At 69.9% G+C, this 24814-nt stretch carries 26 protein-coding genes; 14 read left to right on the forward strand and 12 right to left on the reverse strand.

Annotated features, from left to right (window positions below; genetic code table 11):
* Positions 1-244 precede the first annotated feature (244 nt).
* Complete coding sequence (locus ACQEVG_RS34795) at positions 245-427, forward strand: hypothetical protein (RefSeq protein ID WP_360865215.1); 183 nt, start codon at positions 245-247, stop codon at positions 425-427.
* Positions 428-527: 100 nt separating this feature from the next.
* Here the strand turns inward: ACQEVG_RS34795 and ACQEVG_RS34800 are convergent, their stop codons facing one another.
* Positions 528-1019: an SAM-dependent methyltransferase gene (locus tag ACQEVG_RS34800; RefSeq protein ID WP_432991364.1), complete on the reverse strand. Its 492-nt coding sequence runs from the start codon at positions 1017-1019 to the stop codon at positions 528-530.
* 797 nt (positions 1020-1816) lie between these two features.
* Here ACQEVG_RS34800 and ACQEVG_RS34805 point away from each other — a divergent pair.
* The gene (locus ACQEVG_RS34805; RefSeq protein WP_432991366.1) at positions 1817-2659 is read left to right on the forward strand and encodes a hypothetical protein; all 843 of its coding nucleotides are present in this window, start codon (positions 1817-1819) and stop codon (positions 2657-2659) included.
* A 54-nt stretch (positions 2660-2713) separates the two neighbouring features.
* Here the strand turns inward: ACQEVG_RS34805 and ACQEVG_RS34810 are convergent, their stop codons facing one another.
* From ACQEVG_RS34810 to ACQEVG_RS34820, 3 genes are all read right to left on the reverse strand, one after another.
* Positions 2714-3517, reverse strand: coding sequence for a hypothetical protein (locus tag ACQEVG_RS34810; RefSeq protein ID WP_432991368.1), 804 nt, complete (start codon positions 3515-3517; stop codon positions 2714-2716).
* A 138-nt stretch (positions 3518-3655) separates the two neighbouring features.
* Positions 3656-3952: a hypothetical protein gene (locus ACQEVG_RS34815; protein ID WP_432991370.1), complete on the reverse strand. Its 297-nt coding sequence runs from the start codon at positions 3950-3952 to the stop codon at positions 3656-3658.
* Between the two features lie 182 nt (positions 3953-4134).
* Complete coding sequence (locus ACQEVG_RS34820; RefSeq protein ID WP_432993111.1) at positions 4135-4749, reverse strand: class I SAM-dependent methyltransferase; 615 nt, start codon at positions 4747-4749, stop codon at positions 4135-4137.
* Between the two features lie 151 nt (positions 4750-4900).
* Between ACQEVG_RS34820 and ACQEVG_RS34825 the strand changes: the two genes are divergently transcribed.
* The 4 genes from ACQEVG_RS34825 (at position 4901) to ACQEVG_RS34840 (ending at position 9200) form a co-directional block, all read left to right on the forward strand.
* Positions 4901-5722 carry an MHYT domain-containing protein gene (locus ACQEVG_RS34825; RefSeq protein WP_432991372.1) on the forward strand — a complete coding sequence of 274 codons (822 nt, stop codon included), beginning with the start codon at positions 4901-4903 and terminating at the stop codon, positions 5720-5722.
* Between the two features lie 40 nt (positions 5723-5762).
* Positions 5763-8318, forward strand: coding sequence for a nitrate- and nitrite sensing domain-containing protein (locus ACQEVG_RS34830; protein WP_432991374.1), 2556 nt, complete (start codon positions 5763-5765; stop codon positions 8316-8318).
* Positions 8315-8737 carry a roadblock/LC7 domain-containing protein gene (locus ACQEVG_RS34835; protein WP_432991376.1) on the forward strand — a complete coding sequence of 141 codons (423 nt, stop codon included), beginning with the start codon at positions 8315-8317 and terminating at the stop codon, positions 8735-8737. The genes ACQEVG_RS34830 and ACQEVG_RS34835 overlap by 4 nt, the downstream gene beginning before the upstream one ends.
* A gap of 64 nt (positions 8738-8801) precedes the next feature.
* Positions 8802-9200, forward strand: a complete 399-nt coding sequence (locus ACQEVG_RS34840; protein WP_432993114.1) for a DUF742 domain-containing protein — start codon at positions 8802-8804, stop codon at positions 9198-9200.
* A gap of 63 nt (positions 9201-9263) precedes the next feature.
* On the opposite strand, the gene ACQEVG_RS34845 is transcribed toward ACQEVG_RS34840, so the two are convergent.
* The gene (locus tag ACQEVG_RS34845; RefSeq protein WP_432991378.1) at positions 9264-9851 is read right to left on the reverse strand and encodes a GNAT family N-acetyltransferase; all 588 of its coding nucleotides are present in this window, start codon (positions 9849-9851) and stop codon (positions 9264-9266) included.
* A 330-nt stretch (positions 9852-10181) separates the two neighbouring features.
* Here ACQEVG_RS34845 and ACQEVG_RS34850 point away from each other — a divergent pair, with 330 nt between their 5' ends.
* The 4 genes from ACQEVG_RS34850 to ACQEVG_RS34865 all read left to right on the forward strand — a co-directional run bounded on the left by ACQEVG_RS34850 (position 10182) and on the right by ACQEVG_RS34865 (position 13163).
* Complete coding sequence (locus ACQEVG_RS34850; protein ID WP_432991380.1) at positions 10182-10787, forward strand: GTP-binding protein; 606 nt, start codon at positions 10182-10184, stop codon at positions 10785-10787.
* 83 nt (positions 10788-10870) lie between these two features.
* Positions 10871-11275 (forward strand): roadblock/LC7 domain-containing protein, encoded by a 405-nt coding sequence (locus ACQEVG_RS34855; protein ID WP_432991382.1) that lies wholly within the window; start codon positions 10871-10873, stop codon positions 11273-11275.
* Between the two features lie 136 nt (positions 11276-11411).
* Positions 11412-12419, forward strand: coding sequence for a DUF6397 family protein (locus tag ACQEVG_RS34860; RefSeq protein WP_432991384.1), 1008 nt, complete (start codon positions 11412-11414; stop codon positions 12417-12419).
* A gap of 222 nt (positions 12420-12641) precedes the next feature.
* On the forward strand, positions 12642-13163 hold the full coding sequence (locus ACQEVG_RS34865; RefSeq protein ID WP_432991386.1) for a response regulator: 522 nt from the start codon (positions 12642-12644) through the stop codon (positions 13161-13163).
* A 74-nt stretch (positions 13164-13237) separates the two neighbouring features.
* On the opposite strand, the gene ACQEVG_RS34870 is transcribed toward ACQEVG_RS34865, so the two are convergent.
* Positions 13238-13585, reverse strand: coding sequence for an SH3 domain-containing protein (locus ACQEVG_RS34870; RefSeq protein ID WP_432991388.1), 348 nt, complete (start codon positions 13583-13585; stop codon positions 13238-13240).
* Between the two features lie 397 nt (positions 13586-13982).
* Between ACQEVG_RS34870 and tdh the strand changes: the two genes are divergently transcribed.
* From tdh to ACQEVG_RS34885, 3 genes are read left to right on the forward strand one after another with little or no spacing between them, the layout of a single operon-like run.
* Positions 13983-15011 (forward strand): L-threonine 3-dehydrogenase, encoded by a 1029-nt coding sequence (gene tdh / locus ACQEVG_RS34875; RefSeq protein WP_432991390.1) that lies wholly within the window; start codon positions 13983-13985, stop codon positions 15009-15011.
* Positions 15012-15045: 34 nt separating this feature from the next.
* Complete coding sequence (locus ACQEVG_RS34880) at positions 15046-16227, forward strand: glycine C-acetyltransferase (protein ID WP_432991392.1); 1182 nt, start codon at positions 15046-15048, stop codon at positions 16225-16227.
* Complete coding sequence (locus tag ACQEVG_RS34885) at positions 16224-17138, forward strand: LysR substrate-binding domain-containing protein (protein WP_432991394.1); 915 nt, start codon at positions 16224-16226, stop codon at positions 17136-17138. The genes ACQEVG_RS34880 and ACQEVG_RS34885 overlap by 4 nt, the downstream gene beginning before the upstream one ends.
* Before the next feature lie 100 nt (positions 17139-17238).
* Here ACQEVG_RS34885 and ACQEVG_RS34890 read toward each other — a convergent pair whose 3' ends face one another.
* From ACQEVG_RS34890 to ACQEVG_RS34915, 6 genes are all read right to left on the reverse strand, one after another.
* Entirely contained in the window at positions 17239-17751 is a 513-nt protein-coding gene (locus ACQEVG_RS34890) for an SRPBCC family protein (RefSeq protein ID WP_432991396.1), read from the reverse strand.
* 44 nt (positions 17752-17795) lie between these two features.
* On the reverse strand, positions 17796-19409 hold the full coding sequence (locus ACQEVG_RS34895; RefSeq protein ID WP_432991398.1) for a cation acetate symporter: 1614 nt from the start codon (positions 19407-19409) through the stop codon (positions 17796-17798).
* The gene (locus ACQEVG_RS34900) at positions 19406-19819 is read right to left on the reverse strand and encodes a DUF485 domain-containing protein (protein WP_432991400.1); all 414 of its coding nucleotides are present in this window, start codon (positions 19817-19819) and stop codon (positions 19406-19408) included. The genes ACQEVG_RS34895 and ACQEVG_RS34900 overlap by 4 nt, the downstream gene beginning before the upstream one ends.
* A 206-nt stretch (positions 19820-20025) precedes the next feature.
* Positions 20026-20205: a hypothetical protein gene (locus ACQEVG_RS34905; RefSeq protein ID WP_432991402.1), complete on the reverse strand. Its 180-nt coding sequence runs from the start codon at positions 20203-20205 to the stop codon at positions 20026-20028.
* A gap of 192 nt (positions 20206-20397) precedes the next feature.
* Positions 20398-22578, reverse strand: coding sequence for an RICIN domain-containing protein (locus tag ACQEVG_RS34910; RefSeq protein ID WP_432993117.1), 2181 nt, complete (start codon positions 22576-22578; stop codon positions 20398-20400).
* Between the two features lie 159 nt (positions 22579-22737).
* On the reverse strand, positions 22738-24006 hold the full coding sequence (locus tag ACQEVG_RS34915; protein ID WP_432991404.1) for a ricin-type beta-trefoil lectin domain protein: 1269 nt from the start codon (positions 24004-24006) through the stop codon (positions 22738-22740).
* A 341-nt stretch (positions 24007-24347) separates the two neighbouring features.
* Between ACQEVG_RS34915 and ACQEVG_RS34920 the strand changes: the two genes are divergently transcribed.
* Entirely contained in the window at positions 24348-24722 is a 375-nt protein-coding gene (locus ACQEVG_RS34920; RefSeq protein WP_432991406.1) for a peptidase inhibitor family I36 protein, read from the forward strand.
* Positions 24723-24814 lie beyond the last annotated feature (92 nt).

Raw genomic sequence — 24814 nt, forward strand, 5'->3', positions numbered from 1 at the left:
ATGACGCATTCCTCAAATTTGACTACTGGGGGCCGGAGCCGCCGAGGGTACTCCCCGCCGGCTCCGAACGGAGGCGACACGAATGTGACGTGGCCCACTCGGACTGGCAGGGTGTACACGGCGGTACCCCTGGGTCACGGGACGGGTCGGCGAAGCGCAGCGGACCAGCGCATAGTGGAACCGTGGAACGTGCGCGCACGTTCTCACCGCAGGAGCGGCCCGGGCCGCGGAGGAGGCGTCGAACATGTCGACACGTACGAAGCTCGTCATAGGGGGAGTGGCCGTAGGCCTGCTCCTGATGCCGTTGATCGGATTCTGGCTGTCGCTGCTGGTGGTCGTCGGAGTGCCGGCGGTGGCGTATTTCATGCTGGACCCCAGCCAGCGCCGCAGGCTGCGCCGTGTCTCCCGCAAGGAGATCGGCCGCTGACCCGCAGCTCGTGGGCCGTGCCGGGTGGCGCCGAAATCGATCACCGGCACGGCACGGCACAGCGCCCGCGGACGATCCGCGGGCGGCGCCGTGCGGCAGCTCAGTAGTAGTCGCGCATCAGCTCCACCGACCAGCGCGGCTGCACCGTCTCACCGATCGGCCCGAACTCCGCCATATACGGTTTGAGGTCCAGAACCGGCGTGCCGGCCACCGCGTCAAGACCCGTCACATGGATGTCGAGCCCCTCGACCTTCACCAGGCGGCAGCGCGAAACCCCCAGCCGATTGGGCCGGTTCTTCCCCCGCTGCGCGAAGATCCCCACCAGCGGCCACTCCGTATTGCCGCGCGGGTGACGAGCGCCCGTCTGGATCTTCTCCGGTGCCACCCGGTCGAAGTGAAAAACGACCTCCAGATGCGAGAAGTCCTCGAGACCGAACAGCACCTCGGGCCCGAACTGCGCGCCGTCCAATCGGATCACCGCGCTCTCCCGTCCCCAGTCGTCGTCCTCCACGAGGCTGCGACCGCCGACGACCCGGCCGACCGGGCGGCACTCGACCAGCCCGCCCTGTCCCTCCGCTGCACTGTCCGGCATGCCGGCTCCTCCCCGTAAACCCTGCGCGACGCCAAATCCGTTGCACCCGTGATCCTTCTGCTGTGAGTATGACGTGCATGATGACTGGAAGGGGGGCCTCGCGATCTCTCGGTGATCGCTGATGGCCGGACCCCGAACACCCCAGACCCCGCCCCAGCCCGAGCCGCTCACTCCGGCGCGGCTGACGGCTCACTTCGACGCACTGCCCTTCCCTGCCCGTTCCAGCGCCCTTGCGCGCTACGCACGGGCTCTCGCCCCGGACGCCTATGCCGCACTCAAGCGCGCACTGGACGCAGGCGACCCGGACCAGCGCCACACGGCGCTCTTCCTCGCAGTCGCCCGCCGCGATCTCGAAGCGGTGGCCACAGCTCTCGCCGATCCCCTGCTGCGCCGTCGTGCGCTCTCGGCGGCGATCCGGCTCCCGGTCCCTGATGCGACCCTGGCCGGGCTCGCGTTGAGCGAGATCAGAGCCGTACGCCACGAGACATACCGGGTCCTCGGGCTCAGCCGCCGCACCCACCTCGCCGACTCTCTCGTAGCGCGCGTGCACGAACGGCAGGGCGGTCAGGAGGCGGCGTACCTGCTCACCGCATGCTCGCCGGAGACGGTCGCGCAGTGGCTCCCCGCCTGTGAGCCCCCGCCCGGAGTCCTCGGCAGGCTCGCCCGCACCGCCCCGATGGCCGTGGCGGAACACCTCGCCCACGGATACGCGAGCGGACGGGGAACCTGGCCCGGGAGCTCGCCGCGCGCCACCAGGCAGCTCACGGAAGGACGTCGCGCAGCGGCTGCGGGACCACGTGCGGGAACCGGCTGTCCGGGATGTGGTGATCACGGCGAGGCCCGATGCCGTCCCGCGCACGGCGCACGCCGCGTACACCCGGTTCCTCGCAGGGCTCCTCGACTCCTGCGAGGAGGCCGACAAGGAGCTCGGGCACGCCGTGTGCTCCGCCCTGCCCACCTGGTCGGCCGCGGACCGGGAGACCGCGTACACGGCGCTGGCCGCGGCCGTTCTGGGGCCCGCGCACAGCGACTCCGTGTGGACGTCGGCCGTCACGCATCTGGGCGGGCACGGCGGAGACGAGCGGGCGAGCGGGCCCCTCATCGAGGCCCTCCGCACCCTGCTGGAGCGGACGCGCGACGAGAAGCCGCACACCAGAGCGTGGGCGCTACGGCGGCTCGACAGCTGTGCCGCCGCGCTCTGCCGGTTTCCGGCGGCCTCGGATCCGCTGCCACTCGCCGATCCGGTGGCCGAGATCCTGGAGGACGCAGGGCTGTTCGCCCGTTCCGCGCGTCTGCGCTGGGCAGCCGCACTCGCGTCCGTACGGAACGGAGATCCGGCGCCCGCCCCGTGGAAGCGGCTGCTGAGGCTGATCGAGGACCGGCCCGAGCGGCTGCCCCTGGACGACGACCACACCTTCGCACTCGACAACGACCCCCGGACGCTGCTGGGCTGTGTCCGGTGGCTGCGGGAACGCGGCACACCGGCTGCGGGCCGCTGCGCCCTCCACCTCGTGAACCGGATCGGCCGCACCACGTCGTGGCAGGAACCATGGCTCGGGGAGGTCGAGGCGCTGCGCGCCCATCCGGATCCGGACACAGCGCTGGCAGCGCTGCTGACGGGACCGGCGCCGAAACCCTGAGGGGCGACGGCCGCCGGCTCGGGCCGGGCGCACCGCTCGGGCCAGGCGCACCGCTCAGGCCGGGCGCACCGCCATCTTGTCGAGCGCAGCGAGCAGCGCGGGCAGCTGCGGCCCGCGACCCACCGGCAGCACCTCGCGGGGCTCCTCGTCCAGCAGCACAAAGGCGATGTCGTCGGTCCTGGCGACCATGGACCAGCCGGGACCGTCGGCACGCAGGGTGCGCGCGCCGCCGGGCGCGAAGCTGGAACGGACCCGCCCAACCGGCGGCGGCGACTCGACATAGCCGTGCGCTTCCTTGAGCGCCCGCTGCACGCCTTCGTGCGGTGCCTTGGGTTCGCCCTCGGGGGTGTCAGGCGAGGCCGATGTCTCGTCGTCGCCGATCTGCTGGCGCCATTCCGCCCACTGGAGCGCGATCTCGTCCGCCCCGAGGCGGCGCTGCGCGGGCCCCCACTCCTCGGTGCCGGGCGGCGCCAGCGGCGGCCGGTCGCCCTCCTCGGGCGCCGGATCGTGCGGCGCGGGCACACCGGGCGCGGAGACCGCGACGGGCAGCGGCCAGCCGGGGAGCGCGGCGACCACCGTGCGTTCATTGGGGGACAGCTCGTACTCCATCCCGCAGTCCCAGGACGCGATGGCGACGGCGACGAGCGACACATCGTCGATCGCGACCGTCCAGCGGGCACCGTCGGAGTCCTGACCGAGCACGAGGCCGTACCCCCGGGCGTACGGCTCCAGACCCAGCGCGGCGCACGCGGCCGGGAAGTCGTCGCCGAGCACGCTCGGGAACTGCGCTGGCGTCAGCAGCACCGCGGTCAGCACATACAGCGCGTCATCATCGACGGCTTCGTCCGTCCCGGCCACGTCACCCTCCCCATCCGATCGTTCGTCGGCGCACCATAACCAGTGGGTAACCCGGTCGTCGAGGGCTCGCGGTGGCGAAAATGTTTCGGTCCATTCCGCACGGGGGTCCCCTCAGGGCATGCGCCGGCGCGATCGACGTCACGCGGCGGGCAGGCCGAGGAGACTGCGGGCCACCGTCTGCGGCGACTCGTCCCGCTCGCGGGCGAGGGCGATCACCGCACGGCAGGCCAGTTCGCTTATTCCGAAGGACAGCGCCTCCGGGGACACCCAGGTCACCGCCTCGTCCATCTGCTCCTGATCGTCCTCCGCGCACCCGGCCACATAGACCGCCGCGGCCTCGAAGATGTTGTGCTGCCGCGCGTGCGGCCGGACGGGCGGCGCGTCCCCGGGTCGGGGTGCGAGGAACGTACGGAGCCTGCGGAGTCTGCTGAACACCCGGACCACCTTTCCCCTGGCGGCGGTCGCCGCCGATCTTCCAAGTCTTTCATCCTCGCGCGGAGTTGGACCTGCGGCGACGGAAAGGGAAACGGCTCGCGACCCTCCGCGGCCGCGGCCCGGACACCATGTTCCAACCCCGCCGCCTTCGTACGGGCCGCGCCTCCCGGCCCTGAGCGAGCTCAGTCCCGGCGGACGGCCAGTGCGAGGAAGCGGGCGTCCTCGTCCACGTACGAGACCATCCGCCAGCCCGAACCGGCCAGCAGGGAACGGAGGTTGGGCTCGGCGCGCAGATCGTCCTCGGTGATCCGACGGCCCTGGCGGGTGGCGAGGGCCGCCCTGCCGATGGGATGGAAGAGCGCCAGCTGTCCGCCCGGCCGGACCACCCGCGCCAACTCCCGCAGATTCTCGCCCGGTTGGGGCAGATGCGCGATCAGGCCTGCCGCGAACACGGCGTCCAACGACTCTGCCCGCAGCGGCATCCGGGCCACATCCGCGAGCACCAGCTGCCCGCTCTCGCCGCGCCCCGCACGCAGGCCCTCGGCCAGCATCTCGGGGGTGAGGTCCGCCCCGATGACGGTCCCCCGCGGTCCCACGGCGGAGCGCAGGAGCGGCAGGGCGCGGCCGGTGCCGCAGCCGGCGTCGAGCACGGCGTCGCCGGGGCGCAGCTTCAGTTCGGCGACGGCCATGGCAAAGGCCGGACCGTCGTCGGGGAAGCGCCTGTCCCAGTCGGCCGCCCGGGTGCCGAAGAATTCCTGCACATGTGTGTGGTCGTCGGCGGTGTGGTTGTCGGCCATGGGGACATGATCCCTCAGCAGTACGGTCGAGCGTACGGCGCACATGTTCGAGCGCGGCACGATCGTGCAGAAACCTCTCTCTGTCATATTCCATCAGCTTTCGAAATGCGCCCCAATAGTGCGCCCCCCGCGGGTCTACCGTCCCGGAGCCATGGGACACCTGGACCACGCCGCCTTCGGCTTGCTCACCCCCGTGCTGTCGTACGCGATGGCCGTCATCGGCGCCGCCCTCGGACTGCGCTGCACCGTGCGTGCGCTGGGCACGAGCGGCCGATCCCGCCGCAACTGGCTGATCACCGCCGCATCGGCGATCGGCACCGGCATCTGGACGATGCACTTCGTCGCGATGCTCGGCTTCGCCGTGCGCGGCACCGACATCCGCTACGACGTGTCGCTGACCATTCTCAGCCTGCTCGTCGCGATGCTGGTCGTCGGCGCGGGAGTGTTCTGCGTCGGCTTCGGCCGTGACCGTGTCAGATCGCTCCTGGTCGGCGGACTCACCACCGGGCTCGGCGTCGCCAGCATGCACTATCTCGGCATGGCCGCCCTGCGGCTGCACGGCTCGGTGCGCTACGACCCGCTGCTCGTCGTGCTCTCCGTGGTCATCGCCGTGGTCGCGGCAACCGCGGCCCTGTGGGCGGCGCTCAACATCAGGTCGCCGATCGCGGTCGCCGTCGCCTCGCTCGTCATGGGCGCGGCGGTCAGCAGCATGCACTACACCGGAATGCTCGCGGTCGGCGTACGGACCGACCCCGCCGGAGGCGAGCTCCCCGGGGCCACGGCGATGCAGTTCATCTTCCCCCTCGCCGTCGGCCTCGGGTCGTACCTCTTCGTCACCGCCGCGTTCGTCGCACTCTCCCCGACGGCACACGAGCGCGCCGCGTACACCTCGGCCGAGCGGCCGTCCGGTGGTGTCCCGGCCCAGCCCCCTGCGACCGGACCCGCGACGCCCACCACCACTGCCACCGCCTAGCCGGACCGGCTGCCGGCCCAGAAACCGGAACGAGGAGGCCATGCGCACACCCCACAGGATCCCGGGCGCCGACCCCGCACCGCCGCCCGCGCCGCCGTCGGCGCCCGCGCCGGCAGCCCGCGGACGACGCGCACACGCCGGTCCGCCCGCACTCGAACACACGGGACAGCAGCCGCCGGAGTACGACATCCCGCGCCCCGCCGTCGTACGCGGGCGATGGCTGCCGCGCCCCAGAACCGTACGAGCGAAGATCATCTCGCTGCTGATGGTGCCCGTTGTCTCGCTGCTCGCGCTGTGGGGATACGCCACGGTCAGCACCGCTCAGGAGGTGTCAAGGCTGCGCCAGCTGCAGCACGTCGACACCCGGATCCGCGAACCCGTCGCCGCCGCCGTCACGGCCCTGCAGGCCGAACGGCGCGCGGCCGTACGCCAGGTGGCGGCCCCCTCGGACGAGCGCGCTGCCGCACTCCAGCAGGAGGCCCGAAGAACACAAGAGGCCATCAAGAAGCTGCGGATCAACGACAGGGCAACCGTCGCCGCGGACGGCAGCATCCCGACGGGCGTGGCGAGGCGCCTCGACCAATTCGTCACCCGCGCGGAGAAGCTGCGCACCCTGCGCACCGCCGTCCTCGGCCACAACGCCGCCTGGGACACCACGTACGAGCAGTACAACGCCGCCGTCACCGCGGCCTTCGGCGTCTTCGGGGGGCTCACCGGCATCCAGGACGCCGGGCCAGGCTCCGACGCCCGCGTCCTGCTGGAATTCGCCCGGGCCGGCGAAATGCTTGCCCGGGAGGACGCCCTCCTCGGCTCGGCGCACCTCAGCAACTCTCTTGCCGCCGAGCGTCTGCGGCTGTTCACCGGAGCCGTTTCGACCCGCAGGAGCCTCACCGAATCGACCGTCGCCGATCTGCGCGGCCCCGAGCGCACAGCCTGGCGTGAACTCGCCACGCAGCGCGGCTACCGGCAACTGCGAACGGCCGAGGACAAGGTGCTCACCGCCCCCGCCGGCCGCAAGGCCGCCCAGGTCGTCCCCGCAGCCACCTGGGACGAAGCACGCACGGCCGTCGGCGACGGCATGCGTGCCATGGAGACGGACGCCCGCCGGAGCGCCGCCGACCGGGCGGACCCCGTCGCGGACGGCCTCCTCACCCCGGCCGGAGCCGCCGTACTCCTCGGACTCGCCGCGGTCGCCGCCTCGTTGGTCATCTCCGTACGCATCGGCCGCGGCCTCGTCGTCGAACTGATCAGCCTGCGCAACAGCGCACTGAGGATCGCCCGGCAGCAACTGCCGCACGCCATGCGCAGGCTGCGCACCGGAGAGGAGATCGACATCCAGGCCGAGGCCCCACCCGGACCTCCCGCGGAGGACGAGATCGGCCAGGTCGGCGAGGCTCTCGGAACAGTTCACCGGGCAGCGCTGAGCGCTGCGGTTGAACGTGCCGAACTCGCCGGCAGCATCTCGGGCGTCTTCGTCAATCTCGCCCGCCGGAGCCAGACCCTGGTCCACCGCCAGCTCACCCTGCTCGACACCATGGAGCGCCGAGCCGACGACCCGAACGAACTCGGTGACCTCTTCCGGCTCGACCACCTCACCACCCGTATGCGGCGGCACGCCGAGAGCCTGATCATCCTGTCGGGCGCCGCGCCCGGGCGCGCGTGGCGCCTGCCCGTACCGCTGACCAGCGTGGTACGAGCCGCCGTCTCGGAAATCGAGGACTACGCGCGCGTGGAGGTGCGGCAACTGCCCGAGACGGCCGTGGTGGGCGCCGCCGTCGCCGACGTCACCCATCTGCTGGCCGAACTGGTCGAGAACGCCGCCCAGTTCTCCCCGCCGCACACCAAGGTGCGTGTCAGCGGCGAGCCCGTGGGGAACGGCTACGCCCTGGAGATCGAGGACCGCGGACTCGGCATGGGCAGGGACGCCCTCGACGAGGCCAACCGCAAGCTGGCGGAGTCCGAGGCTCTGGATCTCTTCGACAGCGACCGGCTCGGCCTCTTCGTCGTCAGCCGACTCGCCTTCCGCCGCGACATCAAGGTCAATCTGCGTACGTCACCGTACGGCGGCACGACCGCGGTGGTGCTGCTGCCGACCGCACTGCTGCAGAGCGCCCTGACGGCCGCGGCGGACTCCGCTGCCGGGCCCGCTCCGGTCGGTCACGGCCCGGGCGCCCACGACCCGGGGGACGAGGCGTCGGCCCCGCCGCCCCGGTCGGCTCCGCGCACCCACGTCGCATCCGTCCCGCCGCCGGCCCACCGCCCGGTGCTCGAGGCGCAGCCTCAGCTTCCCACCACACCGCCAGGGGTCACCGCCCTGCGGCTGCGCGGAGCCCCGCCTGGGACCGAGACCGGCGAACTCCCGCGCAGGATCAGGCAGACACACCTCGTCGCACAGCTGCGCGCGGAGCCCCCGGCAGAGGAGCCGGACGACCGCGGGGCAGCCGCCGATGACACCCCGGAACGCACCCCCGAACAGGTGCGGGACCGCATGACGGCGTACCGCAAGGGCTGGGCCAGGGGCGGCGGCGCCGCGCCGGGCAAGGCCGTCCGCGACAGCGCCGCCCCAGACCCCGGCAGCGAAGGAGACAGAGCATGACCGAGTACGAGTCAGCCGTAGCCCGCCACACCTTCGGCGACCTCGACTGGCTGCTGGACGACCTCGTCCTGCGCGTCGGCGAGGTACGCCATGTGGTCGTGCTGTCCGGCGACGGCCTGCCGGTGGGCGCATCGAAGGCGCTGACCCGCGAGGACGCCGAGCATCTGGCGGCCGTCGCCTCGGGATTCCACAGCCTTGCCAAGGGGGCGGGCCGCCACTTCCACGCCGGTGGGGTGCGCCAGACCATGGTCGAGATGGACGGCGGCTTCCTCTTTGTGGCGGCCGCGGGCGACGGCTCCTGCCTTGCCCTGCTCACGTCGGTCACGGCCGACATCGGCCTGATCGCCTATGAGATGGCCCGCCTCGTCAAGCGTGTCGGCGAGCATCTGCGGACCCCGCCGCGCCTCACCGCGACGTGACGACATGACCGACGGTTCAGACAGGGCAGCCGACGCGTCGGCCGCGGCCGACGGGACAGGCAGCATGGGCAGCGGCGGCAGTCCGGGCAGTCAGTGGTACGACGCCGAGGCCGGCCCGCTGGTGCGTCCGTACGCGATGACCGGCGGGCGGACCAAGCCGGGACCCAGCAACGTACGGTTCGACCTCATTGCGCTTGTCGACATCGCCGCCGCCGCACCCGGCGTCGCCGAGGAGTCCCTGCTCGGACCCGAACACCGCGCACTGCTCAGCCTGTGCCGCTGCGAGACCCAGTCCGTCGCGGAACTCGCCGCGGACGCCGATCTGCCGGTGGGTGTCGTACGGGTGCTGCTCGGCGATCTGCTGGAGGCGGGCCATGTCAGGGTCAGTCGTCCCGTGCCGCCCGCCCAGTTGCCCGACGAGAGGATCCTCAGGGAGGTGATCGAAGGGCTGAGGGCGCTGTAGAAGCCGGCGGTGCCCCGTGTTGTCGGTTTGTCGGTTTGTCGGCGGTGTCCGCGCGGCGAGGTCTCAGCCGGTCTGCCGGCGCGTCCACGTCACCTGCTTCGCCTCCCAGGCGGACCTGGTGAGGGCGTACTCGACATCGCCGAGTTCGGAGCCTTCGATCGTGTCCGGCCACTCGTCGAAGAAGGTCCGCACGTAACGCAGACCCACCCTTTCCATCACGCGCCGCGAACGGGCGTTGACGGTCATGGTGTTCGCGGTGACGCGCTGCACACCGAGTTCCGTGAACCCCTTGCGGAGCAGGGCGTGTGCTCCCTCCGTCGCATAGCCACGGCCCCAGGCGGCCCGGCCGAGCCGGTAGCCGAGTTCGACCAGAGCCGCACTGTCGTCCTCGAGCGGCCGGAAGACGAACCAGCCCAGGAAATTGCCGGTCGTCCGCTCCTCGGCCGCCCAGAAGCCGCGGTTGGAGATGCACGGATAGTGATGGAGGAACCGTGGCAGGGAGTCGGCGCGGATCGCCTCAGCCGTGGTGGGCCGGCCTCCGTTGATGAAGCGCATGACCTCGGGGTCGTTGTCGAGGGCGAGCAGATGGTCCATGTCCGCCTCGGTGACGGGCCGCAGCGCCAGCCGGTCGGTCTCCAGGAAGTAGGGCATGACCCGATCCTCGGACACCGTCGGCTGCGCCCGCCAGCCCCTTTTTACCCGGTCGGCGAGGTCCATCCCCGTCGGGGAGAAGGCTGCCCGCTTCGGCGAGGTGGATCGATTTGGCTACAGAAATGGTCTTCGAATGGGCAGCCGAACAGTCAGAACGCTCTAAATATGATCCCTTCCCGCGGGGAAGGGCCGCCCTTGCCATGCTGGCTTGCGTACTGGCAGGGACCAACACTGAGAATTTGCTGACCCCGAGACCTCAAAGATGGTTCCGACCTGCGGTTTCAATAGCCGGACGGATATCTTGAGGCTCACTCCCGAGAGAAGTGACCGATGGCTTCCGAGAGCTCTCAAAGCACTGGTGGGGAGACCACCGACCTCGCGCTGAAAATACTCGTCGCCGGCGGCTTCGGCGTCGGCAAGACCACCCTGGTCGGTGCGGTCAGCGAAATACGGCCGCTGCGTACGGAGGAACGGCTCAGTCAGGCGGGCCGTACGGTCGACGACACCGGGGGAGTCGACCAGAAGACCACGACGACCGTCGCCATGGACTTCGGACGCATCACCATCCGCTCGGGGCTGTCTCTCTATCTCTTCGGCACTCCCGGACAGGACCGCTTCTGGTTTCTGTGGGACGAGCTTTCACAGGGGGCCCTGGGGGCGGTCGTCCTCGCCGACACTCGGCGTCTCGTGGACTGTTTTCCCGCTGTCGACTACTTCGAGCACCGCCGGATCCCGTTCGTCGTCGCGGTCAACTGCTTCTCCGGCGCCCGTACTTACGGCGCGCACGAAGTATCACGTGCCCTCGATCTGGAACGCGGAACGCCCGTTGTGCTGTGTGACGCACGCGACCGCGACTCCGGAAAAGAGGTGCTCGTACGTCTGGTCGAATATGCCGGGCGGATGCACACGGCTCGGCTGCTGGATTCGGTGGGCTAGCGGCACCTTGCCCTGTCGTCCCGCGTACGAAAGGCTTACGGAAAACGGGGCCACGGGGAACGTACGAGCGGGGAGGACCGACCATGCCGTTGGACAAGGGACTTGACTGGCTGCTGGACGACCTGACGAAGCGGATCGAGCACATACGGCATGCCTTGGTGCTGTCCAACGACGGGCTGGTGACGGGGGCGAGCACGGGGCTCGCGCGGGAGGACGCGGAACACCTCGCCGCGGTCTCCTCCGGACTGCACTCCCTCGCACGCGGGTCCGGCCGGCATTTCCGTGCGGGCAAAGCGCGCCAGACCATGGTCGAGTTCGACGATGCGCTGCTCTTCGTCACGGCGGCCGGCGAGGGAAGCTGTCTGTGCGTACTGAGCGCGGCCGAGGCCGATGTGGGTCAGGTCGCGTACGAGATGACGCTGATGGTCAACCGGGTCGGCGAGCATCTGGGCGTCGCGGCCAGGCAGGCGGGTGGAACCGACCGCTGAGCTGCGGGATTTCGGCCGGGCAGCGTCCGGTCCCACAGCTCGGTCCGGGAGTTATCCACAGGCCGGGCGGGAAGCCCCCGGGTCGGGCTACGGTCGTCACCGAGAGTATTCGCAACTCACGGGGGACCTGACCGACATGAAGGTGACGGAAGCAATGACGCCCGGCCTGGTGCTCAGCCCGGGAACGACGGGCACCCAGGCGGACATTCCGGAAGTCCGCAGTCTCGCGCTGGGCCGGGCGGCTCAGGAGCTGGAGCTCAAGCGAGGAGAGCTGGATCTCGCTGTCCAGTTGGGGCATGTCCGGACCATGCCCGGCGCGAGCGGCGGCCCGCCGCGAGTCGATCAGCGCGAGGTCGACCGGCTGCGCAGGGCGGATGGATTCCCGGATGCTCTGCGGGGGCGGGTGCGCACCATGGGCACGGTGGAGGGCGCGCGGCTCATCTCGATCACTTCGGCTCGTTTCACCCGGCTCGCCCGCACCGGCCATTTCACGCCGATCCGGTTCTATCTGAACCGGTATCGCGCGGTCGTCTGGCTCTATCTGGCAGAAGAGCTCAGCGACTTCGCGCTCGCTCATCCCGCCCTCCTGGCCGGCCGGACCCCACCCGCGCTGCGGACGATGCTGGATGCGGGCGAGGACAGGCGCGCACGCAACTGGCGGGGCAGACGGCTGGGGCTGCTGCTGCGCGCCACCCAGGATCCCTGGGAGCGGGCTGCGGTGATCACGTCCGTCCTCGACCCGGTCACGGTGGCCGAGGTGACGACCGATCCCTATGAGCGCTCGTATCTGCGAGTGCTCCGGCCCGAACTGGCTCCCGGCCGCCCTCAGACACCGGCCGCCGGAGAGGTGGTGGAGCGGCTGCTCCTGGCGGACCATCCGGACGAAATCCTCTGGCACCGGGTGAACCTGGCGGACGCGCTGCGCCGGGCGCGCGAGCTGCGGCCCGCACCACGTCCGGGCGCAAAGGCGCCGGGGCTCAGATCCGTAGTCGTACGTGAGCCGGTGGCGCCGTCTCCGCGTCCGCGCGGGCGAGGCCTGCTCAGGCGGCTGCGCGCATCGGCGGAGCGTTGTCAGAGCCGGCGGTCGCGGTTCCGGCCTGACGGGAAGCCAACGGAGTTCACCACTGCACTGCGGGGTTCGTGAGGCTGATGGTCCGACAGAAGCGGTTACGGAGCGCCCGGTTCAGTTCCCGGACAACAGGGGCGCGTTCCCGCCTGGTGCCTGAGGCGCCCCGAGGCTTCATACTGCCCCTACGACCCGAAGCCCCGCGGGAGCCGGAGACACGGACGGGGCCACCCTTGCCGCAGCGGGCGGCGTTCGCTGATGTGGCCGACTGTCGAGGGAGGCACAAATGGGGGTTGTGCCTTGAAGATTCTTGTGGTGGACGACCGCGAGGACAATCTCTTCGCGATCGAGAGTCTGTTACGGCCCGTGGGGCGCCCGGTGGTACGGGCGCGCAGCGGGGACGAGGCGCTGAAGACCGTTCTGCGCGGCGGTATAGCGGTGGTGATCCTCGATGTCGTGATGCCACAGATGGACGGCCTGGAGGTGCTGGCCTATCTCAAGCGCCTTGACCACACCCGGAATCTGCCGGTCGTGCTGATGACCGGCCTCGGCAGGGACGACGACCTGGCCGCCCGTGCGTACGGACTGGGCGTCTCCGACTTTCTGGTCAAGCCGGTCGACCCGTGGGTCGTGCGTACGAAGGTCAGGGCGCTCGCTGAGCTGTACATCGAGAACCAGGGCCTGCGTGCTCAGCTCAGCGCTCTGACCGATCGCAGAGCCGACGCATCCGCCTCCGACCTGCCGAACCTCGTCGACGCACGGGTACCGCGCCGGCCGGGAGGCAAGGGCGGCCGTGCCCGGAGCATCCGGGGCATCGACTGACGGCAGCGGCACCCGGCGGGGCCGGTGGAGCCGGCCCCGCCGGGTGCCGCAATCCCCCGTGCGGTGTTGCGGGATCAGCACTCGGCACTGGCCGGCAGGCCGCCGCGCGCGTCGCCCTTGAGGTACACGGCGCTGACATAGCCTTCGGCCAGCCGCACCCAGATGTCGTTGGAGTAACCGTTGTCCTTGATCAGCTGGCCGTGCTTCCAGCACGAGGCCCCACGGGGCTCGCCGGCCTTCACATGGCCGACGATGGCGCTCGCGGTCGTGGCTTCGGCACGGACGTTGACGTTCTCGTACGGAGTGACGGCGTAGGGCAGCCCCAGGGCGGATGCCTGGGCTGTGGCCGCACCGGTCATCAGCAGTCCGATGGAGAGTGCGCCGACGGCGATCGAAGCCATCGCCTTGGTCCTCTTCACCATGGTGTTCCTGTCCTTCCGTTGGTGAACGAGTTCGAGCATCGCGAAGCGGCAGATCGGCTCGCAATCATTTCGATGAGCGTTGAAGAATGAGCGGAGCCCCGGGCAAGGCAACAGACGGTCAGCTCGCTGAAGCCCTGGACCCACCGGTCCCCTCGGCACCGGCCGTTCGCCTCCCCGTTCGCCGTACAACCTGTTGGTGCTTCCGGGTGTCGCTCCCTCTCGGAAATTCCGGCCGACGCCCCTGCCCTGCCCGGCCTGCATGAAGCTGGGCTGTTGGCCCGCTTAAGAAATCCTCGATGGACTCTGCAGTCACGGCTGGGCAGATTGGTCCAGGTCCACTGACTGGAGCTGTCGAGCCGCCTGGCCTCGGCCCCCACCACGCTTGGAGCCGCCCCCGATGAAGGCACTTGTCAAGCAGCATGCCGAGCCCGGCCTCTGGCTCATGGACGTGCCCGAGCCGGGGACCGGCCCCGGCGATGTGCTGATCAAGGTGCTGCGCACCGGGATCTGCGGGACGGATCTGCACATCAGATCCTGGGACGGCTGGGCCCAGCAGGCCGTGAGCACGCCCCGTGTGCTCGGCCACGAGTTCGTCGGGGAGGTCGCCGCCGTCGGCGCCGACGTCCAGGACATCGAGGTCGGCGATGTGGTGAGCGGCGAGGGCCATCTGGTCTGTGGCAAGTGCCGCAACTGTCTGGCCGGCCGCCGCCATCTCTGCCGCAGCACCATCGGTCTCGGCGTCGGCCGGGACGGCGCGTTCGCCGAGTATGTGGCGCTGCCCGCGTCCAATGTGTGGGTGCACCGTACGCAGGTGGACCTCGACATCGCCGCGATCTTCGACCCGTTCGGCAACGCGGTGCACACCGCGCTCTCGTTCCCGCTGGTCGGCGAGGACGTACTGATCACCGGCGCGGGCCCGATCGGCATCATGGCCGCGGCCGTCGCCCGGCACGCGGGCGCGCGCAATGTCGTGATCACGGATGTCAGCGAGTCCCGCCTGGAGATCGCCCGCAAGGCCGGCGCCACGCTCGCGCTGAACGTCGCCGAGAGCGAGATCGCCGATGCCCAGCGGCAGCTCGGCCTCAAGGAGGGCTTCGACATCGGCCTGGAGATGTCCGGCCGCCCCGAGGCCATGCGCGACATGGTCGACAACATGACGCACGGCGGCCGCATCGCCATGCTGGGTCTGCCGGCCGAGGAGTTCGCCGTCGACTGGTCGAAGATCGTCACATCGATGATCACGGTCAAGGGCATCTACGGACGCGAGATGTTCGAGACCTGGTACGCGATGACCGTCCTGCTCGAAGGCGGCCTCGATCTCAGCCCGGTGATCACCGGCAGCTATGGCTACCAGGACTTCAACGCCGCCTTCGACGAGGCCGCCACCGCACGCAGCGGCAAGATCATCCTCGACTGGACCGTCTGAGCCTCTCGTCCGAGCTTTCGTAAGGAGCCCCACCATGTACGCGTCCGTCCGCGACGACCTGCGCAACACCCTCGACGAGATCCGCGCCGCCGGTCTCTACAAGCCCGAGCGGGTCATCGGCACCCCGCAGAGTGCCTCCGTCTCCGTCGCCACCGGCGAAGTGCTCAACTTCTGCGCCAACAACTACCTCGGTCTCGCCGACCACCCCGAGGTCGTCGCCTCCGCCAAGGAAGCACTGGACCGCTGGGGCTACGGCATGGCCTCCGTCCGCTTCATCTGCGGCACCCAGGACGTCCACAAGGAGCTCGAGGCGCGCCTGTCCGCGTTCCTCGGCCAGGAGGACACGATCCTCTACTCCTCCTGTTTCGACGCCAACGGCGGCGTCTTCGAGACCATCCTCGGCCCCCAGGACGCGGTCATCTCCGACGCGCTCAACCACGCCAGCATCATCGACGGCATCCGCCTGTCCAAGGCCCGCCGCCACCGCTACGCCAACCGCGACCTCGCCGACCTGGAGCAGCAGCTCAAGGAGACCCAGGACGCCCGCCGCCGCCTCATCGTCACCGACGGCGTCTTCTCCATGGACGGCTACGTCGCCCCCCTGGCCGAGATCTGCGACCTCGCCGACCGCTACGACGCGATGGTCATGGTCGACGACTCGCACGCCGTCGGCTTCGTCGGCCCCGGCGGCCGGGGCACCCCCGAGCTGCACGGCGTCATGGACCGTGTCGACATCATCACCGGCACCCTCGGCAAGGCGCTGGGCGGCGCGTCCGGCGGCTATGTCGCGGCCCGCGCCGAGATCGTCGCCCTGCTGCGCCAGCGCTCCCGCCCGTACCTCTTCTCCAACTCCCTCGCCCCGGTGATCGCCGCCGCCTCCCTCAAGGTCCTTGACCTGCTGGAGTCGGCCGGCGACCTGCGCGAGCGGCTGAACGCGAACACGGCTCTGTTCCGTACCAGGATGACCGAGGCGGGCTTCGAGATCCTGCCCGGCGACCACCCCATCGCTCCCGTCATGATCGGCGACGCGGCCGAGGCCGGGCGGATGGCCGAGCTTCTGCTGGAGCGCGGTGTGTACGTGATCGGCTTCTCGTACCCCGTCGTGCCGATGGGCCAGGCTCGGATCCGGGTCCAGCTCTCCGCCGCGCACTCCACCGAGGACGTGGAGCGGGCGGTGGCGGCGTTCGTCGACGCACGAGCGACAATGGCGGGGTGATCGACCCCCGGCGGCTGCGTATTCTGCGGGCCGTGGCGGACCACCGTACGGTGACCGCCGCGGCTTCCGCGCTGTATCTCACCCCCTCGGCAGTCTCCCAGCAGCTCAACGCGCTCGAGCAGGAGACCGGCCACGCCCTGCTGATCCGCAGCGGCAAGGGGGTGCGGCTGACGGCCGCGGGGGAGATCCTGCTGGCCCACACGCATGCCGTGCTCGCCCAGCTGGAGCGGGCGGAGGCAGAGCTCGCGGCCTACGCGGGCGGCGCGGCCGGCGAGGTCACGGTCGCGGCCTTCGCCACCGGCATCGCGGAGGTCGTCGCCCCCGCCATCGGGGCTCTCACGGTCAAGCACCCGGACATCCGGGTACGCGTACGGGACGCCGAGGGCGACGAGAGCCTGCCGCTCGTGCTCGACGGTGAGGCGGATCTGGCCGTCGCGGTCGAGTACCGGGGAGCGCCCCGCGAGGACGACCGGCGACTCGCGCGCGTGCCGCTGTACGCGGAGCCCTTCGACGCCGTGCTGCGCGCCGACCACCCCCTCGGCGTGGCCGAACGCGTCGAGCTCGCCGAACTCGCGGACAGCGACTGGATCGGTCCGTACCCCGGCAACCCGTGCCACGACATGGTCCTCCTCGCCTGTGAACTCGCAGGTTTCCAGCCCCGCTTGATGCACTTGTCCGACGACTTCCGCGCCGTGGTCGCCCTGGCCGGGGCGGGCGCGGGGGTCGCGCTGGTGCCGCGCTCGGCGCTGCGTGGGATGGAGCTGAAGGACACCGTCGTACGGCCGGTGGCGGGCCCGGCCGCGACCCGCCGCGTGTTCGCCGCCGTACGCAGCGGAGCCCAGGCACACCCGCTGATCCGGCCGGTGCTCGACGCACTGGCGGACTCCGCCGCTGGACTCTCCACCGACTGATCACGACCACCCGCGTCCCTCAGCAGGTCCTGACCAGACCGTTTTGAACGCCGGGCTCGCCCACTTCGCAGGGCGATGGCGAGCGGGCCGCACGCGAGTCTCAGAAGGCGGTGGGCGTCGCCTCCATCGCCTTCTTGAGGTTGCTCAGAGTGGTGCGTATGTTCGCGCGCTGGAAGTCGGCGAACACCTGTCCGCGGGTGGCGAGCCTGTCGAACGCGTTGGCCAGGGCATCGGGCCAGGCGCGTCGGTCGTCCGTCCAGATCTCGGTGACCCGCGTTCCGCCGTCGACCGCCTCGAAGCGATACTCCCAGGTGGCGATGCGACCGGGCAGCAGGGGCTTGCGCCTGCCGATCGCCCGCACTTGGAAGGCGAACCGCTCACCGGGATCCGCCACGGTCACCGTGCAGCGTGTGGTCCACCGCATCGGTCCCCGCTTGTTGTAGCCGTCGAAGACCATGCCCACGTACGCCTCCTGGGTGCCGTCGGGCACTGTCGCGCCCTGGTTCTCCGGGCTCCAGCGGCCCATCAGAGCCGGATTGCTGACCTTCGCGTAGATCTCCGAGGGGTCGGCGTCGATGACGACGCTGTCCGACACCGAGTACGTACGTGCCATGGAGCGACTCCGATCGTTGGCTTTGGCGGACAGGGTCGTCGGCGTCATCCCCGCGGTCGTCCCGCGTCGGCCAGGATCGAAGCGTCGACGTCGTACGCGTCGTCCTCTCGGCGGAGACCTTCTGCCCTGTTACGGGTGAGGTGAGTGCCGAGCCAGCCGGCGAGGAATCCGACGGGGACGGAGACCAGGCCCGTGGTGGTGTACGGGAACCAGGTGAAGTCGTCGTCGGGGAAGATCGCTTGAGGGGATCCCGACACGAGCGTGGTGCCGGTGATGAGGATCAGCACGCTCACCGTGCCGCCGATGAGCGTGCTCAGCAGCCCGCTGCGGTTGTACTGGCGCCAGAAGAGGCTGTAGATCAGCGCGGGCGCGATGGCCGAGGCACCCAGGCAGAAGGACAGCGTGACCATCGCCTGCAGGTTCACATGCCGCGAGACCGCCGCGAGGAAGATTGCGGCGAGGCCGATCGCGGCCGCCGTCCCACGGGCCAGCATCATCTCGGTGCTGTCGCGCGAAGCCTTCCTGCGGCGCAGACCGTGCGTGATGAGGTCGTGCGCAAGGGTATTGGCGCAGGCGAGCGTGATGCCGGCGACGGAGGCGAGCAGCGTCAGGAAGATCGCCGTCGTCATGGCCGTGAACAGCAGTGTCTCGAGGGCCGACACATCCGCGCCCATAACCGCCCGGCTGACCATGAGGATCGAGGTCTTGCCCTGCGGGTCGCCGAGCATGATCTGCTGGCGGCCGACGATCGCGGCGGCACCGAAGCCGATGACGGCGCTCAGCACGCACACGACGACGACGGTCGAGACCGCCCAGGACATGGAGCGCCGCACGGCTTGTGTGCTGCGGGAGCTGAACATACGCATCGTGATGTGCGGGAGGCATGCCGCGCCGAGGACGACGGTCAGCTGTGCGCTGATCATGTCGAGTCCGTCGCCGCCGAACTGGAGCCCGGGCGCGAGATACGCGTCGCCCGCACCGCTCCCGCGGGCCGCCGCGTCCAGCAGCGAGGGGATGCTGAAGTCGAAGCGGTTCAGGACGAGCGCGGCGATGGCGACGGCCGCGGCGAGCAGCACCACCGTCTTCACGATCTGGATGAATGCGGTGCCCTTCATGCCGCCGATGGCCGCGTAGATGATCATCAGCAGGCCGAGCAGCACGATGGACCCGGTCTTGAAACCCGCGGCGTTGATCCCGAGAACGAAGGCCAGCAGGTCCCCGGCGCCCGCCAGCTGGAAGATCAGCAGGGGGAAGAGGGCGAGGAGGGTGACGACGCACGCGGTGATGCGCACGGCGGGGCTCGGGGCGCGACGCGTGAGTACGTCGCCCATGGTGAACCGGCCGGCGTTGCGCAGTGGTTCGGCCAGCAGGAACATCAGCAGCACGAGGGAGAGCGCGGTGCTGAGGGCGAGTACGAGCCCGTCCTGGCCGAGTAGCGATATGACGCCGATGGTGCCCAGCACACTCGCGGCGGAGATGTAGTCGCCGGCGATGGCGAGGCCGCTCTGGACGGGGGACAGCGAGCGGGAGCCGGTGTAGAACTCCTCCAGGTCGTCGCGGTCGGGCCCGGTCATCACGCACAGCAGCAGGGTCACTGTGGTCACCGCGATGAAGGCGACGAAGGACATGGTCTGGGTCTCGGAGCCGAATCCGTTCATCGGCGTGCTCCCTGGGTGTTCGGGGCCGCCTGGAGGCGTACGGCTTCGGTGAGCGGGTCCACCCGCCGGCGCGCGGTCCTCTCGTACGCGGCGACGGCAATGAGGGTCACCGGGAGCTGGATCAGACCGAGCAGGAGGGCGATGTTGAGGCCGCCGGTGATCTTGCTCGTCATCAGTCCCGGCGCCCAGGCGGAAAGGAAGAGGAACAGCACGAAGTACCCGAGGGCTGTCAGGGTCGCGACCCGGCGCAGCCGTTTGTACGCGGCGCTCAGGGCGCGGATGTCGCGGTGGGGATCGACCGGCGGCTGCGGAGGCGGGGGCGGGGCCGCGGGCTCCTGCCAGGAGTGGAAGGAGCGTCCTTGTGGCTCGGGGAACTCGGGATATGAGGGTGGTGGGGAGTAGTACGACATTGCGTTGGTTCCTCGTGCCTGTGCGGTGCGGCAGGGGCAGGGCATGCTGGCGGAGCGGCTTCGTTACCCGTGGGTAGCGACGGCCGGTGCATTGTTGCATGAACTTTTCGGTCGGTCAGCGGGCGATTCAACTGGCGGACCGGGGTCCTGTCGGCCTCCGGATGTTCGGCGCTACGGGCCGCTGCCCAGCGCTCGGCGGCCCGTCGTCAGCGCACCGCGGTCGGCGAGCCGACGGCCTGCCCGGCTTCCACGAGCGGCGATGCGGAATTTGTCCGCTTCCGCCACCGCGTCAGACCGACACCGGCGAGCACGACGACCATCCCCGCGACGATCCGGAAGGTGAGCACCTCGTCCAGCACGATCGCCCCGAGTGCGATGGAGACCACAGGCGGCAGTCACTGGGCAACCGCCATCCCGGAGTCGTCGTACCCAAGGTCGGGGACCCGAACCGATCCGCACAATCCACGCGGCGGTGCGGAAGACCTCGCTGACCCGGCCCGCATTGCGCGGACTGCTCGACGCTTTGAGGGGGGCGGCTGCCCAGTAGGACCAGTAGGAATCGGACGAGACGGTCGGTGTCAGGGATGGCTGACGACATTGGCCACATTCGTCGAGGAGTTGGACGGTCCGCCCCGGTCATTGATGACATGACGGATCGTCCCCGTGCCGCCCAGCGATACCGTCACCATGCTCCTGAAGCGCACATTCGGAGTGTTCGGAGCCTCGAAGGCGCGCTCGGCCGTCACGCTCGGATTCGCGTTGAAGAAGCAGTAGCTGCCGAGCCCGAATGCCTCATGACTGGTCACCTGACTGCCGACCTTGTACGCGGCATAGCCCTGGCTCGAACCGTTCATCCACGCCGCCTGGTTGGGCGGGTCGTACGGCATCTCGTTCTGGTAGAAGTATGTGCGCCCGCCATTGCCGTTCCAGACCGTCTGATGCTTCTGGTAGTGCTCCACGAACAGCCCGTACATGGTGACGTCGTCGCCGTTGACCACAAGTCCGGTGTCCGCCGTGTTGCTGGTCCAGCCGATGCCGGTGCCGTGGTCGCCGCGCCAGATCCACATATGGTCGCCGATGACGTTGTCACTGTTGACCACCAGGCTCGTCGTCGCCCTGCCCACCGCGGCACCGCCGACCCGGAAGAAGACATCGTGCAGGGACGTCGGGTTTGCGGCGTGTCCCGCGGAGGAGCCGGACGGGCCGGCCTCCATCAGGGTCTGCGAGCTGGTCGTACCGGCGTCGAAGAGGATGCCCGCGACCTTGACGCCGTCGACGTCCGCGACAGTCATCGCGGTGACGCCGTTGTCCGGGACGAACGTGGCGAGGCCGAGCCCGAGGACCACGGTGTCCGGGCGGGTCACCCGCAGGGTCTGGTTCAGATGGTAGACACCGGGGGTGACCAGCAGGTTCTTGCCCTCCGCCAACGCGGCGTTGATCTGCGCGGCACTCGCGCCCGGCCTCACGACGAAGAACCGGTCCATGCCGAGGGAGGTGCCTGCGGCGTCGCCGCCCGCCCAGGTGGTGGCTGAGGAGTTGGCCCGCAGGGACGGTACGAACACCTTGTAGGCGCCGGCGCTGTCCACATAGAGGAAGGGCTTCTCACGGACGGTGGGTGACTGGTTCACGGTGGTGTAGGGAGGGCTGGGGAAGCTGGTGGTTGGGACGCCCTGGCTGCCGACGAAGACCATGTTCCAGTTGGCGCCGGTCCAGCTGCCGAGCTGGGAGTTACGGGTCAGCCACTGCTGCTGGGTACCGGACCGCACCTGGCCGTCGATCTTGGTGTCGGCCATGAAGCCGCCGCTGGCCCAACCGCCGTCGTCGAGCGCCAGATTGCCTCGGACGTGCATACGCCGGTAGGGAGCCGCCTGGGACACCGCCCATCGGTCCGTGCCGCCGGCCGGGTTGACCGAGAGGTTCTCGGCGCCGCGCCAGAAGTTCTGGGTGGCGTTCTGCGGCGGGAACCAGTCGGCCTCGACGTGCACCGAGCCGTTGATCGTCACCGAGTCGGGCGACTGGCCGAGGCCGAGGACCTGGGTGTAGAAGCCGACGTTGACATCGTTGTTGTAGGTGCCCGGCTTGAACATGACTGCGTAGCGCTGGGAGCCGAACTGGTTGGTCTCCTGCTGCTGGAAGATCGAGTCGAGCCGGTTCTGAATGGTCGACGACGGCATCGACGGGTCGAAGACGACCACGTTCGGACCGAGGTCGACATCAGCGGGAGGGGTGCTCACCGGTGCGACCTGGAACCGCTGGGCCGCTGTGCCGTTACAGGTGTACTGCACGAGCTGGACGCTGTCCGCCGTCGAGGCGGAGGGGACATCCAGGCACTTGCCGCTGTTGCGGTTGACGAAGTGGTACCCGCCCCCGCCCTCGTCCACCGGCTGCCACTGCTGGTTGCTGCCGCCGCCGTAGGCCCACAGGTGAACGGCCGCGTTGTCGGCGGTGGACACGTCGCTCACGTCCACCACCTGAGCCGGGTCATTGCGGTTGTCGATCCGGACGGAGCCGTCGCTGGTGGCGGTGAAACTCCACTGCTGGGCCGTGGTGTTGTTGCAGGCGTACTGCTGTACGGCGGTGCCGTTCGCGGTCGCGGCCGAGCGCGCGTCCAGGCACTTGCCACTGCCGCTGTTCACCACGGTGGCCCAACCGGTGGGCAACGCGGCCGCCCGGGCTGCCTTGTGAGGCGTCGCCGCCTCGCTGGACGGCACGGCGACCAGAACCGAGAAGGCCGAGGCCGCCACGGCGAAGGCGGCCACGAGGGGCCGGGTGCTGCGGCCGGCTTTGAAGGTGTGACGGCCCGCGCTGGGCCTGCGCTGCGATCGAAGCACGATTTCTCCTGTGCTGGTGGGGTCAGCGGTTGTACGGCGGTGAGGACACTTGTGAAGTCCAGGGGCTGCTGCGGGAGGCCCGCGGGCTCATCGGCCCGCCACCGTCCACTTCTGGTTGGCGGCTCCGGTGCAGGTCCAGATCTGCAGGCGGGTGCCGTTTGCCGAGCTGTTGCCGGTGGCGTCCAGGCATTTGCCGGCCTGGGGGTTGACGATGTCGTGGGCGGCGGTGACGTTCCAGCGTTGGGCGGCTGTTCCGTTGCAGTCCCAGAGTTGGGTCGGGGTGCCGTCGGCGGTTCCGCCGGAGGTGACGTCGAGGCACTTGCCGAGGGCCTGGAGGGTGCCGTCGCTGCGGACGTTCCATTGCTGGGCCGTCGTCCCGTTGCAGCCGTAGAGCTGTACGGGTGTGCCGTTGGCGCTGCCGGCCCCGGCGATGTCGACGCACTTGCCGCCAAGGCCCGTGATGCGGCCGGTCGTGCCCGGCCCCTTGTCGCTGGTGGTGACCCGTACATGGTCGACGACAAGCTGCTGAGGGAAGACGGTGCTGCCGTCCGGGTCGCCCGGCCAGTAGCCGCCGACCGCGAGGTTCAGGATCAGGAAGAACGGCTTGTTGAACACCCAGGTACGGCCCCCGAGATCGGCGGGCGTACGCCGCTGGTAGACCGCGCCGTCCACGGACCAGGTGACCGAGTCCGGGGCCCAGTCGACGGCGAACGTGTGGAACGCGTCGGCGAAGGCCTGCCCACCGGGCAGCGAGTAGGCGGCGCCGATGCCTCCGGAGCCGGAGTATCCCGGGCTGTGGAGCGTGCCATGGACGGTCGAGGGCTCGAAGCCGACGTTCTCCATGACGTCGATCTCGCCCGAGTCGGGCCAGCCGACCTGGCCGATGTCATTGCCCAGCATCCAGAAGGCGGGCCACATGCCCTGTCCGCGCGGCACCTTCAGACGGGCCTCGACATGTCCGTACGTCTGCGTGAACCTGCCTGCCGTGTTCAGCCGGGCGGAGGTGTACTCGCATCTGCCGTACCAGCACTGGTAGTTGGCCGGGTTCTCGCGACGTGCGGTGATGACCAGATGACCCTGGCCGTCGAGAGCGGCGTTGCGGTTGCCCCCCGTGTAGTACTGCCGCTCGTGGTTGTTGACGTTGTCGCCCGTCTCGATCTGCCACTTGCCGCCGTCGACGGCGGAGCCCGCGGGACCGTCGAATTCGTCGGCGAACGTCATGGCGGCCGGCGCGGCCGCGGCTGTCGGTGGCGCGGGGGCGGGGGCGCCCTGCGCCAGGCCGGTGGTGACAGCCGCCAGGGCGAGGACCGAGAGAACAGAGAGGAGCAGGCGTCGCGGTGAGCACGGGGAGTCCATGACTCTCCCTTCCAGGTCTGGCATGCATATGACAGACCACGGAACGGCGTGGGGGGCGTGGGGCTGGGCGGGGACACTTAGTTCACTCTGTGATTTAAGAAGTGAACTAAGGGCCTGTCAAGGTCTTGGTATGGACCACGCCGGGAAGCTTCGCCGCCGCGGCAGCCGCAGCACTCGCTGCCGCGAACCTCAACCGACCTTTGCCGCGTCGGACGTTTTAAGCGTCATCGAAAGGCGTGACGAGGTCATGTGGCCGCTGCCAGCATGAAATGCGGCTCCTGCCCGTTCCGGGGCCAGGAGCGAGAGCCCCCTTTCCGCAATGCATGCAAAGGAGCGCTACCGTGCGCAAACAAGTCCTGGGCATTCTCGCAACCGCCGCCGCATTCACCGGCGTCATGGCCGCCGCGCCGTCCGCTTCGGCCGAGCCGAACCCGCCCGGCTGTCCCAAGGGTTACTTCTGCGCCTACAGCGGCGAGAACCAGACCGGCTCACTCGTGGTGAAGGCGGCGGGCAACTGGTCCGGCAATGTGGCCTTCCGCTCCGCGTTCAACAACGGCGTGCGCTACCCCGGCGCCGACCACATCAACATGACGTACGCGGTGGAGGGCGGCACCGAGACCGTGTGCCTGCACTACAACCCGGGCCCCGGCACGTACAAGGGGAACGCCGCCCCCGGAACCCGGATCGTGAAGGTCGTCTGGCGCGGCGAGTGCTAGTTGCACCGTCGTGGACGACCGGGTTGACGACGGGGGCCTGCCGACATTCGGGTCGGCGGGCCCCGCGGTGGCCGACCCGATGCGTAACCTCG

Origin of the sequence: Streptomyces sp. CA-135486 (genome assembly GCF_050936555.1) — a bacterium.
GTDB lineage: Bacteria > Actinomycetota > Actinomycetes > Streptomycetales > Streptomycetaceae > Streptomyces.